Raw genomic sequence first — 13,305 nt, forward strand, 5'->3', positions numbered from 1 at the left:
AGATCAGCCATGCCGGGGGCAGCGCCCCTATAATATAGAGGGGCCATGCCGGCACATTGCGTGTGGCGGCGTTGATGCGGTCCGCGATCATGACTCAGTAGTTCTTCTTGAGGTCCATGCCGGCATAGAGGCTGGCCACCTCGTCACCGTATCCGTTGAACATATCGGTCTCGCGGCGCGATCCGAACAGACCGGCGCCGATGACCCGTTCCGTGGCCTGCGACCAGCGCGGGTGATCCACCTGCGGGTTCACGTTGGAATAGAAGCCGTACTCGCGCGCGTTCGCCTTGTTCCATGCCGTCGGCGGCTGGCGGTCGGTCAGGCTGATCCGCACGATGCTCTTGATACCCTTGAAGCCATACTTCCACGGCACCACCAGCCGCAGCGGCGCGCCGTTCTGTTCCGGCATCGACTTGCCGTAAACGCCCGTCGCCAGAATCGTCAGCGGGTGCATCGCCTCGTCCAGCCGCAGCCCCTCGACATAGGGCCAGTCCAGAACCGGGTAGCGCAGGCCGGGCATCTCTTCCCGGCGGGCCACGGTTTCGAAGGCGACATACTTGGCGCCCGACTGCACCCCGGCCCGGTTCAGCAGGCTGGACAGGGTGAAGCCGTTCCACGGGATGACCATCGACCATGCCTCGACGCAGCGCAGGCGATAGATACGCTCCTCGACGCTGACCTTGGACAGGATGTCGTCCAGCGCATAGTCACCCGGTTTGTTCACCATCCCGTCGATCTTCACCGTCCAGGGGCTGGTCGTCAGGGTATGCGCGTATTTGGCGGGATCGGTCTTGGACGTCCCGAACTCATAATAGTTGTTGTAGTTGGTGACCTCTTCGAAGCTGTTCGGCTTCAGCCCCGACGGCGCGGCCATCGCGGGGCCGGCCAGACCCAGCCCCAGACCGGCCATCGCACCCCCCATGAGCTGCCGTCGGTTCAGATAGACGGCTTCGTCGGTGACGTCCCGGTCGCGGAATTTCGGCGTGGTGATGCGGATCATGGCTCGGTCCCTGTCATTGGTGTCTCACTTCACACTACGGAAGGGACGGCCCGAACGTTTCATCCCGTCGCAATTCTCACGGGCTTGTGTGATCGTGCGCGGTCTATTCCGCAGGCCGGTTCTCTTCCCCCATCGTCGGATCCCACGACGGGCGGATCTTGCGCAGCACCACGGATTCGCCGTTCGCCTGCACCACCCGCACGTGCCGCCGCCGCATCAGGCGCGGTTCGGCCACGCCGACGGAATGGGCGATGGTCTCGACCTCTTTCACGATCGCCTTGGCGTAGTTCGCGACGCTGACATACTTCTGTTCCACCACCAGACCGCGCTGCAGGTGCGGGTCATGGGTCGTCACGCCGGTCGGACAGGTGTTCTTGTTGCACTTGAGCGCCTGGATACAGCCGAGCGAGAACATGAAGCCGCGCGCCGAGGTCACGAAATCGGCCCCCGCGCAGATCGCCCAGGCGACATCGGATGGGTTCACCAGCTTGCCGGAGGCGATAATGCGGATCCGCTCCTTCAGCCCGTACCGGTCGCGCATATCCACGATCCGCAGCAGCGCCTCGCGGATCGGCATGCCCACCAGATCCATCAGCGGCATCGGCGCGGCACCGGTGCCGCCTTCGCCGCCGTCTATGGTAATGAAGTCCGGCGCGCTCTCGGGACCACGTTCCTTGATCAGCTGGAACAGCGCCTCGTAGTCGTCCGAGGACCCGATCACCGTCTTGAAGCCGGTCGGCTTGCCCGTCACCTCGCGGATATGTCCGATCACGTCCAGCAGCGCGGCAAAGTCCGGGATCTCGACGTGCCGGTTCGGCGAGATGCTGTCGCGCCCCTCGGGGATATGCCGGATCGCGGCGATCTCGGCATTCACCTTGGCGCCGGGGAGGATGCCGCCCTTGCCGGGCTTGGCGCCCTGCGCCAGCTTCAGCTCGAACATCCGCACCGTTTCATGAGCGGCCACCGCGCGCAGCTTTTCGTCGTCGATCCCGCCCTCGAGGTTGCGGACACCATACTTGGCGGTGCCGATCTGGAACACGACATCGCAGCCACCTTCCAAATGATAGGGGCTCAGCCCCCCTTCCCCGGTGTTCAGCCAGATCCCCGCCTTCTTGGCGCCCTTCGACAGCGCCAGCACCGCGGGGCGGGAAATCGCGCCGTAGGACATGCCCGAGATATTGAAGAAGGACGGCGCATCATAAGGTGTCCGGCAATGCGGCCCGATCCGCAGCGGCTGAGTCAGCGCGAACTGGTCGTCGATCGGCGGGAAGGTCGCGTTGACGAAGATCGCGGTCCCCGGCACCGACAGGTTCCGGGTGGAGCCGAAGGCGATGGTGTTATCCTTGCCATGGGTCGAGTGATACACCCAGTCCCGTTGCGCACGGTTGAACGGCATCTCCTCGCGGTCCATCGCAAAGAAGTACTGGCGGAAGAACTCGCCCAGCTTGGTGAACATCCCGCGGAAGCGTCCGATCACCGGGTAGTTCCGGCGGATCGCATCCTCGGTCTGCGCCCGGTCTATAAAGAAGAAGACCAGAACCGCGGCCGAGACCATGCCGATCACCAGCACGAATCCCAGTGCCAGCACCTCAAGCGCATTCGTCGCGAAGTTCATACTGCCCGTCCTCCCGGCTCTTCGGCCACGTTCGTGTTTCCCTCACCCTGCGTCAGCACGCGGGGCCGGGCAAGTCCCGCCTGCGTTCCCCGTCACTTTGACGTCAGGGTCCACGCTTGTGGCTGGTCTGTGCGGCACAGGACACTATCCTTGCCAAGGAATTGCCGGTCTGAGACCGTGCCGCCAGACGACGACATAATCAAAGGACGTGACATGCGCCTGACAGCCCTTGCCGCCACCCTCGCCATCGCCGCCGGCCTGCCCGCCGCGGCGCAGCCCAAGATCGAGACGCCCCAGATGGTCGTCTACGAAGGCCAATGGGTGCAGACCAAGGTCGCCGGCCAGAAGGGCGCATTGATGTTCCTGACCGTACCGCGCGGGCAGAAGGGCGAATACTTCTCCATCTCGTGCGAGCGCGCGGGGGGCGGGCTGGTCCGCACGATCAAGCTGGGCTACCCCAAGCCGATCCAGGGCGACAACGTTCCGATCACCCTGAACGTGGACGGCCAGGTCACGCAGGCCACGGCCAGCTTCACCGGCAAGGCCCGCGACGACGCCTATACCAAGGCCGACATCCACACCTATGCGCTGAAGTTCCCGAGCGCCGCCGACGAACAGGCCGTGTTCCGCGCGATGCAGCGTGGCAATACCCTGAAGGTGCCGGGCCAGACCCTGCCCGTGGACCTGCGAGGTTTCACCGCCGCCTTTCAGGGACAGACCGCCTATTGCGACTAGGGCTCAGGCCCGTTCGTCCTTGGGCGATCCCATCACGACATAACTGGTGATCGCGCTGACCTGCGGCAGCGTGCCCAGAACATCCGTATGAAAGCGCTTGTAGGCGGCCAGGTCGGCCGCCTCGACCCGCAGCAGGTATTCCCGGTCGCCGGTGATGTTGTGGCATTCCCGGACCTCGGGCGACCGGGCGATGGCGCGCTCGAACGCTTCCTGCGCGGCCTTGGTGTGCTCGCTCAGCCCCACGCTGACATAAGCCGTAAAGCCCACGCCCCGCGCGGCGGGGTTCAGCACAGCGCGATAGCCGGCGATCACGCCCTCGCGTTCCAGCGCCGTGACCCGGCGCAGGCAGGCGGAGGGCGACAGCCCCACCTTCTCGGCCAGCTCGATGTTGCTGATCCGGCCATTCGCGGACAGAACCTGCAATATCCGCTCGTTCGTGCGATCCATCTTCGTCATTTGTTGCGCAGGATGCGTCAGGGCGCATCAGATGGCAACAAAATGCCACGCGCCACGGCATAGCGTTGCGCTACCATGACCCATGAGATTCTCCTCGCGCTCGTCGCCTTCGCTTTCGTCTCGTCGATCACGCCGGGGCCGAACAACCTGATGCTGATGGCCTCCGGCGCGAATTTCGGGTTCCGCCGCACCATTCCCCATATGCTGGGGATCGGGATCGGCTTCACGCTGATGACGATTCTGGTGGGCGCGGGGCTGATCCAGATCTTCGACGTCTGGCCGGTCAGTTACACCATCCTGAAATGGGGGTCGGTGCTCTACCTTCTCTGGCTGGCGTGGAAGATCGCCAACGCCGCCCCGCCCGCCGACCGGCCCGAGGACGCGGGCCGCCCGATGACCTTCCTGCAGGCGGCAGCTTTCCAGTGGGTGAACCCCAAGGCGTGGACCATGGCCCTGACCGCCATCGCGGTCTATGCGCCGGACCGGTCGCTGACCGCGATCCTGATGGTTGGTCTGGTCTTCGGCATCGTGAACCTGCCGTCCGTCAGCACCTGGACCGTTCTTGGCCAGCAGCTCCGTCGCCTGCTGACGAACCCGGCGCGACTCAGAGCGTTCAACTGGACCATGGCGATTCTGCTCGTGGCCTCGCTCTATCCGGTGCTCTACCCTTGAAGGTATGACGCTCACCCTGCTGCACACCGCCGAGGCGCATGTCGCCACGTTCTCCGCGCTCCGCGACCGGATCGCGCCCGGCGCGGCGCTGAACCAGCACGTCCGCGCGGACTGGCTGGCCGAGGCGCGGGACCGGGGCGTCTCATCGGACCTCGCGGCCCGCCTCGACAGGTTCATCCGCGCCGCGCCCGGCCCTGTCATATGCACCTGCACCACGCTCGGTCCCGCCGCTGAAGCGGCGGGTGCGATCCGGATCGACCGGCCGATGATGCAGGCGGCGGCCTTGCACGACGGCCGGATCGTCATGGCCTACGCCCTGTCCAGCACGCTCGCGCCCTCGCGCGACCTGCTGGCGGAATATGCTGCACACGACCGGATCGCGCCGCTCGACCTCACCGCGCACTGGCCCCTCTTCGAGTCGGACGCACGGGACCAGTTCCTGGACGCCATCGCCGGGGGCATTCGCGCGGAAGTCGCGGCGACCGGGGCAGGATGCGTGGTCCTGGCCCAGGCCAGCATGGCGGGGGCGAAAGCTTTGCTGACCGATCTGCCCTGCCCCGTCCTGGCTTCGCCCGAGCTGGCCCTGCGCGCCGGACTGCACATGAGCATGACATGAGCATCACGATAACGGCCTTCGACCGCTCCCCGGACGGGGGCCGTGGCCTCGCCCGCGACACGCGAATCCGATGGGCGCTGGAGGAAGTGGGCCAGCCCTATTCCGTTCGACCCGTCACCTTCGACGACCTGAAACGCCCCGGCCACCTGGCCCTCAACCCGTTCGGCCAGATCCCGACCTACGAAGACGGCGCCGTCGCGCTGTTCGAATCCGGGGCCATCGTCCTGCACGTGGCGCAGACCTACCCCGGCCTGCTGCCCGAGGCCCCGGCCGCGCGAGCCCGCGCAGTGTCGTGGGTATTTGCAGCGCTCAGCACGATCGAGCCGCCCATTCTGGAGCTCGAGGGCACCGGACATTCGGAACGCGATCGCCCCTGGCACGCCGAAAGGGTTCCGCTGATGCGGGACCGGCTGCACCGGCGGCTGGCACAGCTTGCCGCGCATCTGGGTGACTCGGACTGGCTCGACGGCGCGTTCAGCGCAGGCGATCTGATGATGGCCTCGGTCCTGCTGCGGGTGAAATCCTCGGACCTGCTCGACGTCCACCCCACCCTCGCCGCCTATCTCGCAAGGGCCGAGGCGCGTCCGGCGTATCGTCGGGCCTACGAGGCGCAGAGGTCTTTCAACACGCGGCCGTAAAAAAAGCCCCGATATCTTTCGATACCGGGGGCAGGTTGCCTTGGCAGGCACGGGGAAGTTCGGAATGTCGTGTGGGCCGGGGCTCACCAGTCGTTCGGGCCCTTGTCGGAGAAGGCCTTCACGAGGAAGTCGATGAACGCGCGGACCTTGGGCTGGGTGAACCGGCCCGGCGGGTAGACGGCGTAGATGCCCTGCAGCTCCATCGGCAGATCGGGGATCGCATCCTGCACCAGTCCCTTCTCCATCGCGTCGGCGTAGAGGAAGCTCGGCAGGTAGGCGATGCCAAGACCGGCGATCGCGGCGTTCAGCAGGCTCTGCCCGTCGTTCACCGACAGCCAGCCGGCGGTGCGGACCTGCCGCTTTTCGCCCGAGGGTGCGGTGATCTTCCAGACGTTGCCCGAGGCCTGGCTGGAGTAGTGCAGAAGCTTGTGTTCGTTCAGGTCGTCGATCTTGCCGGGGCGGCCGTATTTCTCGAAATAGGCCGGGCTGGCGATCATGCGCTTGGCGGTGTCGGTCAGCTTGCGGGCCCGGAGGGTCGAATCTTCCAGCTCGCCGATCCGGATGGCCATGTCGAAGCCTTCAGAGATCAGTTCGACGTAGCGGTTGTTCAGCACCATGTTCACCGTGATGTCCGGGAACTCGGCCAGGAACTCGCCCAGCACGGGGCTGAGGTGATTCACACCGAAATCCGTCGCCACGCTGATCCGCAGGAGACCCGAGGGCGCGCTCTGCATCGACGTGACGAGCGCGTCGGCCTCGCCTGCATCGTTCAGCACCCGGCGGGCCCGGTCGTAATAGGCCAGTCCGATCTCGGTCGGAGAGACCCGGCGGGTCGTCCGGTTCAGCAGACGGGCCCCAAGGCGCGCCTCCAGAGAAGAGACATGTTTCGAGACGGCGGATTTGGAGATCCCCATCTTCTTTGCCGCGTCCGTGAAACCACCTTGGTCCACAACGGTCGCGAAGGCTTCCATTTCGGTCAACCGGTCCATTGTCCTGCCACCTGTTCAACTGCTCGTTGGACATGGTTATCGGGGTCAAATCAGGCAGGAAGGGGGCGCATGACCGACAATATCGGGGTAATATCCGGGATTGGTGAAGGCAGGGAAACGTCTGGTTCGCCCCCGCCGTCAGAGCGTTTCCACGCAATGACGCCGGAATGCGCGCTTCAGCAGGTCCAGTTCCGCGCGCAGCAGGTCGATCTCGGCCCGCATCGTATCCTCGAGCGCCTCGCCCGCCAGAACGGCGAATTGCGCCAGCGTCGTGCCGTCCGCCGCATCACGGATCACGACGGTCTGGATGCCGTCGCCGATCGCTTCCGACGGCACCTGCACACGCAGCAGATGGCCGCCCGTGGGTCCTTCGGTCAGCGTCACACCGGCGACCGGCGTATCGCCCAGCATCGCCTCGACGGCCGGACGGCCGGCCCCGCCCTGCACCAGACCTTCCCACACACCGGCGCGGAAGGTCAGCTTGGTCACTGTCAGATCGCTCATTCAAAGCTCCCGGTCAGAGTTCCGCACGCGGGCGGCGGCTGAAGGTCAGGTCGCGGATCACGATCTGGTTCATCTGCGGCCCTTCGAAGATCAGGTCCAGCCAGATCCGTTCGACCCGTTTTTCGTTCAGGTTCGAATAAGCCAGATCGAACTCGACCATCATGTCTTCTTCGTGCAGCGGCAGTTCGCGCACGATCTGTTCGGTGTTCGGCCCGTGCTTGATGTTCAGGCGGGCAAAGATCTCCAGCGGCTTTTCCATCTCGACGATGGTGTCCATGCGCACCAGGTGCCGCCGTTTCAGACCGGCCACGGCCTCGGGCGGGAAATCCAGCACCAGCGACAGGAAGGATCCGGTGAACGCGAAGACATCCATGCGGAACCCGAACGGCGCGAGGTCCTCTTCGCGCAGGTTGCGGATCTGGCGCAGGGTCAGCTCGCTCCGGTCGCAGTCGTGGAACAGCGTCGCCTCGGTTCCCAGCATCGACTTGGTCTGCGCCGAGGCGATGCCCTGAACCGGCAGCGGCCCGCGCCACATCTCGGGACGCCAGGACCAGTCCGCCCCCTGCGGCACGTTGAAGACCTGGGACCCGATGCGCGGCAGCGCCAGGCGGCTTTCGGCGGTGAAGATGAGCGAGTCGATCTGGCTCTTCAACTGGCGGGCCATCACCCGGTGCTGCCGAAGCGCGGACAGGTCGCTGGTCGCCGCGTCACGCGCGGCGCGGGTCCAGCGCCCAAGTTCGCGCCGGAAAGCCAGTTTCTGGAAAAGCGATCCGCCCTGTTTCGCCATCTGCCTGCCCGTTCGTGTCCTGCCCGGACCGTTCGCCCGGTCCTGTCTTATCGCGGCACAGGTTACCGCAAAAACCCCAGGATGGAACGCGCACCGCCCGAGGGTGCTGCATTTGAGGTGTCGCTGTTGCCCGTTTCCTTGCCCGGTTCCGCCGCAGGCCCGGCGCCGCCCGCGACGTGACGCGGCGCCGCCGCGCGCAATGCCCCCGCCAGCTCCATCATCAGGGCCGATCCGCCCTGACCGGCCATCGCGCCGCCCTCGGGACCGTAGACGCCGAGAACGAGCAGGAAGCCGTTCAGGGTCATCGCCCCGCGCCAGTGCCGCGGATCCGCATCCGGCACAGCCTTGCCGCCGCCATCGGCCAACTGCAGCAGGGTCACACCCCGACGCTGCGCACTGTTCAGCACCTTGGCGCCGCCAAGGGCCGCGGCCAGTTCGCCGGGCCCCGGCACGGCGCCCGACGCAGCGGCCGGCGCAGCGGCCACGGTCAGGACCGCGGGCGGCACATTGGGCCCCTCGCGCCCGCCGGTCATCACGTAGCAAGAGGCCAGCAGGGCAAATCCGCCCGACGCCTGATTGCGCAGGGACCGACCGTCGACACAGAACCCCGTCGGCCCCTTAACGAGGATCTCGCCCCCTGCGATCGGCGCCTGAGGCAGAGGCTCGCCCACGGGACGCGACACGGTGGACAGGACGGCGAAAAGGCCACCGTCAGAGTCGGGTGTCTTTTGCGCACCCGTCCCGGTCTGCAGACAGCCGCCGAGCGATGAGACCATTGCTGCCCCGGCCAGTGTCCGGGCCGTCGCTTTCAGCCAATTCCGCATCCGTCCCCTCCGCCTGCGCCATCGCGGCAACCATCCCTGCGGTTTCTGGATAGGTCACCCCGCCCCGGCGGCACAAGTCCGATTGCGGCCCACTGGGGCGGCGGCTAGGGTCCGCGCCATGGGATATGACGCATATCAGGCACTGACCGGGCCGGCGCGGCGCGCGCCTCAGTTGTGGCGGCTCGTGGCGGGGCTCTGCCTGACGGGCGCTCTCTATATACTTCTCATCCTCGGATGGTTCGCGCTGGAGTCCGTTCTTAACGGCAGCTCCGGCACCGACCTGCTGATCGGGCGCACGCCCTATGCCGCCTTCACCCTGCTGGCGAGCTTCCTGTGCCTCTATCCCGGCCTGATCCTCGCTCTGCGCTGGCTGCACCGCCGCAGCTTCGGATCGCTGTTCGGCAATGGGGCCGCGATGCGGCGCGACGCGGGGCGCGTGGCGCTGGCCGCCGTCGCTCTCTATGCCATCGGGCTGATGATCCCGGCAGGCGACGTGCCCGAACCGGTGGTCAACCTGACGCCCGATCTCTGGCTCCTGTGGCTTGCGCCCGGCCTGATCGGCGTCGCGATCCAGATCACCGCCGAAGAGGTCCTGTTCCGCGGCTACATGCAAAGCCAGCTGGCCGCACGGTTCCGGTCCCCGCTGATCTGGCTGATCGTCCCGTCGCTGGTCTTCGGTGTCCTGCACTACAGCCCTTCGACGGCGGGCGAGAACGCGCTGATCCTGCTGCTGCCACCCGTCGCATTCGGGCTGGTCGCCGCAGACCTGACCGCACGCTGCGGCAACCTCGGACCGGCGCTGACACTTCACTTCATGAACAATGCGGCCGCGATCCTGCTGGTCGCACCGGGTGAGGTGCTGTCAGGCCTCGCACTCTACCGCCTGCCGATCCAGATGTCGGACCCTGCGATCCGCGCACAGCTGCCGATCGAGCTGGGGCTGGTGGTCGTCCTGTGGCTGGCGGCACGGGTCGCGCTGCGCCGATGACGCCGGACGCCTATCAGCCGCACCGCATCTTTGCCGCTCCCGCCGTGCCGAGCGCCCGCACCGGGCGCCTGATCGCCGGGATCTTCTGCGTCGAATTCCTGTTCGCCATCGGCCTGACGCTGTTCGGCATGGTGCTGAACGCCGTCTCGCCCGACCTCGCGCTCAGCGTCTTCGACGGTGACACGGCCGCCGGCCTGCTGCTCCAACTGACGTCGTTCGCCCTGCTGGCCGCCAGCGTGGGAATCGTGCTGAACCGTCTGCACGACCGGTCCTTCATGACCGCCATCGGCGCCCCCGATGTCGCCGCAAGGGATCTGACCCGCGCCTTCCTCGCCGTGCTGGCGATCTATTTCCTCGTCGAAATCCTGCCCCCGTGGTGGAGCACCGAGGAACTGGCCGGCCACCGTGCGCCGTTTCTGTGGCTGCTGATGGTGCCGCTCGGCCTGATCGGTCTGCTGATCCAGACCGGGGCCGAGGAGATCTTCTATCGCGGCTACATCCAGCAACAGCTCGCCGCCCGGTTCGACAGCCCGCGCGTCTGGCTGATCGTGCCGAACCTGCTGTTCGCGATGGCCCACTGGGACAACGGCACGACGCAGACGGAAAGCTGGCAGTACATGATCTGGGCCTTCTTCTTCGGCCTTGCCGCCTCGGACCTGACGGCGCGGACCGGCACGCTGGGGGCGGCGGTCGGCCTGCATCTGGCCAACAACGCCTATGCCTTCCTGCTGTTCGGCGAGACGGACGCACCCGACAGCGGACTGTCGCTGTTCCTGCTGCCCCCCGGCGGCGCGATGCCCGCCACGGCGGACGGTGTGGCGGGGGGGTACGTCTTTTCCTTCGACCTGTTTGTCGATCTTTCAGTCGTTGCGCTGTCATGGCTGGCAGCACGGGTGGCGCTGCGACGGTGACGAGCCGCACGGGCGGGCATGAGATTGCAATCCGCCCCGCCGCCGACTATTTCGTGTCGCAACGGCAGCAGGCCAGCGCCAGGGAAGTCCGCATGAACTGGATCACGAACTACGTCCGCCCCCGCATCAACTCGATCTTCTCGCGCCGCGAGGTGCCCGAGAACCTCTGGTCGAAATGCGACGACTGCGGGACGATGCTGTTCCACCGCGAACTGACGGACAACCTGAACGTCTGCACCCATTGCGGCCACCACATGGCCATCACGCCCCGCGCCCGCTTCGCGGCGCTGTTCGACGGCGGCGTGTTCGGTGAAATCGACATTCCCGAACCGCTGGCCGACCCGCTCCAGTTCCGCGACCAGAAACGTTATCCCGACCGGATGCGCGCCGCGCAGAAGGAGACGGGCGAGAAAGAGGCGATGCTGGTCGCCGAGGGCGAGATCGGGCGCACCCCGATCGTCGCCGCCGCGCAGGACTTTTCCTTCATGGGCGGGTCGATGGGCATGTATGTCGGCAACGCCATCGTCGCGGCCGCCGAAACGGCGGTCAAACGCAAGCGCCCGCTGATCCTGTTCTCGGCCGCCGGCGGCGCGCGGATGCAGGAAGGCATCCTGTCGCTGATGCAGATGCCCCGGTCAACCGTGGCGCTGCAGATGCTGAAAGAGGCGGGCCTGCCCTATATCGTCGTGCTGACCCACCCGACCACCGGCGGCGTGACGGCCTCCTACGCGATGCTGGGGGACGTCCATATCGCCGAGCCGAACGCGCTGATCTGTTTTGCCGGGCCGCGCGTCATCGAACAGACGATCCGGGAAAAGCTGCCCGAGGGCTTCCAGCGGGCCGAATACCTGCTGGATCACGGCATGCTGGACCGGGTGACGCCCCGGACCGAGATGCGCGACGAACTGATCCGCATCACCCGGATGCTTCTGGGCCTGCCGCCCGAGATCAAGGGCGACCTGCCCGCGCCGCCCTCCGCGCCCGAGATTCCGGCCCCCAAGGTCGCACCCGAAGCCGAGGAAACCGCGCCCGTCGAGGATGCGAAGACGGACGAGGCCCCGTCCAAGGAGCAGGGCAAGAGGTGAGCATGTCGCCCTCGTCCGACGCCATCCTTGACCGGATGATGGCGCTGCACCCCAAGATCATCGACCTGACGCTCGACCGGATGTGGCGGCTGCTGGACATTCTCGGCAACCCCGAGGAAAAGCTGCCCCCCGTCATCCATGTCGCCGGCACCAACGGCAAGGGCTCGACCGTCGCGATGATCCGCGCGGGGCTCGAGGCCGCGGGCTATCGCGTCCACGTCTATACCTCGCCGCACCTCGCGCGCTTTCACGAACGCATCCGCCTGTCGGGCAAGCTGATCTCGGAACCCGCGCTGACCCATGTGCTGGACGAATGCTATGCCCTGAACGGGCGCGATCCGATCACCTATTTCGAAATCACCACCGCCGCCGCGCTGCTGGCCTTTTCCCGCGTCCCTGCCGATTACTGCCTGCTCGAGGTCGGGCTGGGCGGGCGGCTGGATGCGACCAACGTGGTGAACAAGCCCGAGATGACGGTGATCACGCCGGTTTCCATCGACCACCAGCAGTATCTGGGCGAGACGCTGGGCCAGATCGCCTTCGAGAAGGCCGGCATCCTGAAACCCGGCGTGCCCTGCGTCGTCGGCCCCCAGCCGGATGCCGCGCTGGAGGCGATCGAGGGGCGGGCCAGCCGCCTGTCGGCCCCGCTGCTGGCGCAGGGGCAGCACTGGCATGTCTGGGAAGAACGCGGGCGGCTGATCTTTCAGGACGAATACGGCCTGTTCGACCTGCCCCGCCCGGTCCTGCCGGGCGCGCACCAGTTCGACAACGCGGGCGCGGCGCTGATGGTGCTGCGGCGGCTCGGCATGAATGATGCCGCGCTGGAAGCTGCGGTCACACGCGCCGAATGGCCCGCGCGGATGCAGCGCATGACACGCGGTCCGCTGGCCGAGATGGCGCCGCGGGCCGAGCTGTGGCTGGACGGCGGCCACAACCCCGCCGCGGGCGAGGCGCTGGCGCGGGTTCTGGACGACATGCCGAAGCGTCCGACCCACCTGATCTGCGGCATGCTGCGGACCAAGGACGTGCGGGGCTTCATGCGGCCACTGGCGCGCCACGCCGCCAGCCTGACCGCCGTGGAGATCCCCGGAGAGACCGCTACACTTACCGCGATCGAAACGGCCGAGGCCGCGGCAGAGGCCGGGCACGATGCGCATACGGCCGAAAGCGTGGCCGACGCATTGCAGGCGATCATCGCGCAGGAACCGGGCGCGCGGGTTCTGATCTGCGGATCGCTCTATCTGGCCGGCAGAATCCTGCGCGAAAACGGGTAATTTCGCAAAACCCCTTTCGCTAGAGCGGAAAATGAAGAAATCGCGCCACAGCGAATCACTTTCTATTGACTGATTCGCACCGATTCGCCTATGTTGCCCTTGCAGCACAGGCAATCCAGTCACCTTCCGGACAAGCTTATCTCAGTCACACAAGGCACCTCTCCGGAGTCAAGACTACCTACAGGTGGCAGGCAAAAAACTTGCGGGCACA

16 protein-coding genes (1 of these 16 cut by a window edge) are annotated in these 13,305 nt (G+C 66.5%); 8 read left to right on the forward strand and 8 right to left on the reverse strand.

Annotated elements, in window-relative coordinates:
- The 3 genes from msrQ to ATO6_RS01185 all read right to left on the reverse strand — a co-directional run.
- Nucleotides 1-91, reverse strand: partial view of a protein-methionine-sulfoxide reductase heme-binding subunit MsrQ gene (gene msrQ / locus ATO6_RS01175; protein WP_088622117.1) — the beginning only. Its footprint begins 512 nt before the window's first position; 91 of the gene's 603 nt are visible here — the first part of the coding sequence; its start codon is at nt 89-91; its stop codon lies off the left edge, out of view.
- 3 nt (nt 92-94) lie between these two features.
- Nucleotides 95-1,000 (reverse strand): protein-methionine-sulfoxide reductase catalytic subunit MsrP, encoded by a 906-nt coding sequence (msrP, locus tag ATO6_RS01180; RefSeq protein ID WP_088622118.1) that lies wholly within the window; start codon nt 998-1,000, stop codon nt 95-97.
- A gap of 103 nt (nt 1,001-1,103) precedes the next feature.
- On the reverse strand, nt 1,104-2,615 hold the full coding sequence (locus ATO6_RS01185) for an FMN-binding glutamate synthase family protein (RefSeq protein WP_088622119.1): 1,512 nt from the start codon (nt 2,613-2,615) through the stop codon (nt 1,104-1,106).
- 213 nt (nt 2,616-2,828) lie between these two features.
- On the opposite strand from ATO6_RS01185, the gene ATO6_RS01190 reads away from it, so the two are divergent.
- Nucleotides 2,829-3,350, forward strand: coding sequence for a hypothetical protein (locus ATO6_RS01190; protein WP_088622120.1), 522 nt, complete (start codon nt 2,829-2,831; stop codon nt 3,348-3,350).
- Nucleotides 3,351-3,353: 3 nt separating this feature from the next.
- Here ATO6_RS01190 and ATO6_RS01195 read toward each other — a convergent pair whose 3' ends face one another.
- The gene (locus ATO6_RS01195) at nt 3,354-3,806 is read right to left on the reverse strand and encodes an Lrp/AsnC family transcriptional regulator (RefSeq protein ID WP_088622121.1); all 453 of its coding nucleotides are present in this window, start codon (nt 3,804-3,806) and stop codon (nt 3,354-3,356) included.
- Between the two features lie 75 nt (nt 3,807-3,881).
- Between ATO6_RS01195 and ATO6_RS01200 the strand changes: the two genes are divergently transcribed.
- The 3 genes from ATO6_RS01200 to ATO6_RS01210 are packed head-to-tail and all read left to right on the forward strand — an operon-like array spanning nt 3,882 to nt 5,732.
- The gene (locus ATO6_RS01200; protein ID WP_088622122.1) at nt 3,882-4,478 is read left to right on the forward strand and encodes a LysE family translocator; all 597 of its coding nucleotides are present in this window, start codon (nt 3,882-3,884) and stop codon (nt 4,476-4,478) included.
- Nucleotides 4,479-4,482: 4 nt separating this feature from the next.
- Nucleotides 4,483-5,094 carry a hypothetical protein gene (locus tag ATO6_RS01205; protein WP_088622123.1) on the forward strand — a complete coding sequence of 204 codons (612 nt, stop codon included), beginning with the start codon at nt 4,483-4,485 and terminating at the stop codon, nt 5,092-5,094.
- Nucleotides 5,091-5,732 (forward strand): glutathione S-transferase family protein, encoded by a 642-nt coding sequence (locus ATO6_RS01210; protein ID WP_088622124.1) that lies wholly within the window; start codon nt 5,091-5,093, stop codon nt 5,730-5,732. The genes ATO6_RS01205 and ATO6_RS01210 overlap by 4 nt, the downstream gene beginning before the upstream one ends.
- An 83-nt stretch (nt 5,733-5,815) precedes the next feature.
- Here ATO6_RS01210 and ATO6_RS01215 read toward each other — a convergent pair whose 3' ends face one another.
- The 4 genes from ATO6_RS01215 to ATO6_RS01230 all read right to left on the reverse strand — a co-directional run bounded on the left by ATO6_RS01215 (nt 5,816) and on the right by ATO6_RS01230 (nt 8,836).
- Nucleotides 5,816-6,721 (reverse strand): LysR family transcriptional regulator, encoded by a 906-nt coding sequence (locus ATO6_RS01215; protein WP_088622125.1) that lies wholly within the window; start codon nt 6,719-6,721, stop codon nt 5,816-5,818.
- A 138-nt stretch (nt 6,722-6,859) separates the two neighbouring features.
- Complete coding sequence (locus ATO6_RS01220; RefSeq protein WP_088622126.1) at nt 6,860-7,225, reverse strand: hypothetical protein; 366 nt, start codon at nt 7,223-7,225, stop codon at nt 6,860-6,862.
- A 13-nt stretch (nt 7,226-7,238) separates the two neighbouring features.
- On the reverse strand, nt 7,239-8,012 hold the full coding sequence (locus tag ATO6_RS01225) for a DUF6478 family protein (RefSeq protein WP_088622127.1): 774 nt from the start codon (nt 8,010-8,012) through the stop codon (nt 7,239-7,241).
- Nucleotides 8,013-8,074: 62 nt separating this feature from the next.
- Nucleotides 8,075-8,836, reverse strand: a complete 762-nt coding sequence (locus ATO6_RS01230; protein WP_088622128.1) for a hypothetical protein — start codon at nt 8,834-8,836, stop codon at nt 8,075-8,077.
- A 118-nt stretch (nt 8,837-8,954) separates the two neighbouring features.
- On the opposite strand from ATO6_RS01230, the gene ATO6_RS01235 reads away from it, so the two are divergent.
- The 4 genes from ATO6_RS01235 (at nt 8,955) to ATO6_RS01250 (ending at nt 13,094) form a co-directional block, all read left to right on the forward strand.
- On the forward strand, nt 8,955-9,824 hold the full coding sequence (locus ATO6_RS01235) for a CPBP family intramembrane glutamic endopeptidase (RefSeq protein ID WP_088622129.1): 870 nt from the start codon (nt 8,955-8,957) through the stop codon (nt 9,822-9,824).
- Complete coding sequence (locus ATO6_RS01240; protein ID WP_141101907.1) at nt 9,791-10,735, forward strand: CPBP family intramembrane glutamic endopeptidase; 945 nt, start codon at nt 9,791-9,793, stop codon at nt 10,733-10,735. Before ATO6_RS01235 ends, ATO6_RS01240 begins: the two co-directional genes overlap by 34 nt.
- 92 nt (nt 10,736-10,827) lie before the next feature.
- Complete coding sequence (gene accD, locus ATO6_RS01245) at nt 10,828-11,820, forward strand: acetyl-CoA carboxylase, carboxyltransferase subunit beta (protein ID WP_088622131.1); 993 nt, start codon at nt 10,828-10,830, stop codon at nt 11,818-11,820.
- Nucleotides 11,821-11,822: 2 nt separating this feature from the next.
- Nucleotides 11,823-13,094 carry a folylpolyglutamate synthase/dihydrofolate synthase family protein gene (locus ATO6_RS01250; RefSeq protein ID WP_088622132.1) on the forward strand — a complete coding sequence of 424 codons (1,272 nt, stop codon included), beginning with the start codon at nt 11,823-11,825 and terminating at the stop codon, nt 13,092-13,094.
- Nucleotides 13,095-13,305 lie beyond the last annotated feature (211 nt).

Origin of the sequence: Oceanicola sp. 22II-s10i (assembly GCF_002210105.1) — a bacterium.
GTDB lineage: Bacteria > Pseudomonadota > Alphaproteobacteria > Rhodobacterales > Rhodobacteraceae > Pseudooceanicola.

What these genes read in the sequence shown, in the direction of transcription:
- msrP (WP_088622118.1), bottom strand. Translation starts at nt 1,000, where the DNA reads ATGATCCGCATCACCACGCCGAAATTCCGCGACCGGGACGTCACCGAC.
- ATO6_RS01200 (WP_088622122.1), top strand. Translation starts at nt 3,882, where the DNA reads ATGACCCATGAGATTCTCCTCGCGCTCGTCGCCTTCGCTTTCGTCTCG.
- ATO6_RS01215 (WP_088622125.1), bottom strand. Translation starts at nt 6,721, where the DNA reads ATGGACCGGTTGACCGAAATGGAAGCCTTCGCGACCGTTGTGGACCAA.
- accD (WP_088622131.1), top strand. Translation starts at nt 10,828, where the DNA reads ATGAACTGGATCACGAACTACGTCCGCCCCCGCATCAACTCGATCTTC.
- ATO6_RS01230 (WP_088622128.1), bottom strand. Translation starts at nt 8,836, where the DNA reads ATGCGGAATTGGCTGAAAGCGACGGCCCGGACACTGGCCGGGGCAGCA.
- ATO6_RS01210 (WP_088622124.1), top strand. Translation starts at nt 5,091, where the DNA reads ATGAGCATCACGATAACGGCCTTCGACCGCTCCCCGGACGGGGGCCGT.
- ATO6_RS01225 (WP_088622127.1), bottom strand. Translation starts at nt 8,012, where the DNA reads ATGGCGAAACAGGGCGGATCGCTTTTCCAGAAACTGGCTTTCCGGCGC.
- ATO6_RS01220 (WP_088622126.1), bottom strand. Translation starts at nt 7,225, where the DNA reads ATGAGCGATCTGACAGTGACCAAGCTGACCTTCCGCGCCGGTGTGTGG.
- ATO6_RS01185 (WP_088622119.1), bottom strand. Translation starts at nt 2,615, where the DNA reads ATGAACTTCGCGACGAATGCGCTTGAGGTGCTGGCACTGGGATTCGTG.
- ATO6_RS01195 (WP_088622121.1), bottom strand. Translation starts at nt 3,806, where the DNA reads ATGACGAAGATGGATCGCACGAACGAGCGGATATTGCAGGTTCTGTCC.
- ATO6_RS01235 (WP_088622129.1), top strand. Translation starts at nt 8,955, where the DNA reads ATGGGATATGACGCATATCAGGCACTGACCGGGCCGGCGCGGCGCGCG.
- ATO6_RS01205 (WP_088622123.1), top strand. Translation starts at nt 4,483, where the DNA reads ATGACGCTCACCCTGCTGCACACCGCCGAGGCGCATGTCGCCACGTTC.
- ATO6_RS01250 (WP_088622132.1), top strand. Translation starts at nt 11,823, where the DNA reads ATGTCGCCCTCGTCCGACGCCATCCTTGACCGGATGATGGCGCTGCAC.
- ATO6_RS01190 (WP_088622120.1), top strand. Translation starts at nt 2,829, where the DNA reads ATGCGCCTGACAGCCCTTGCCGCCACCCTCGCCATCGCCGCCGGCCTG.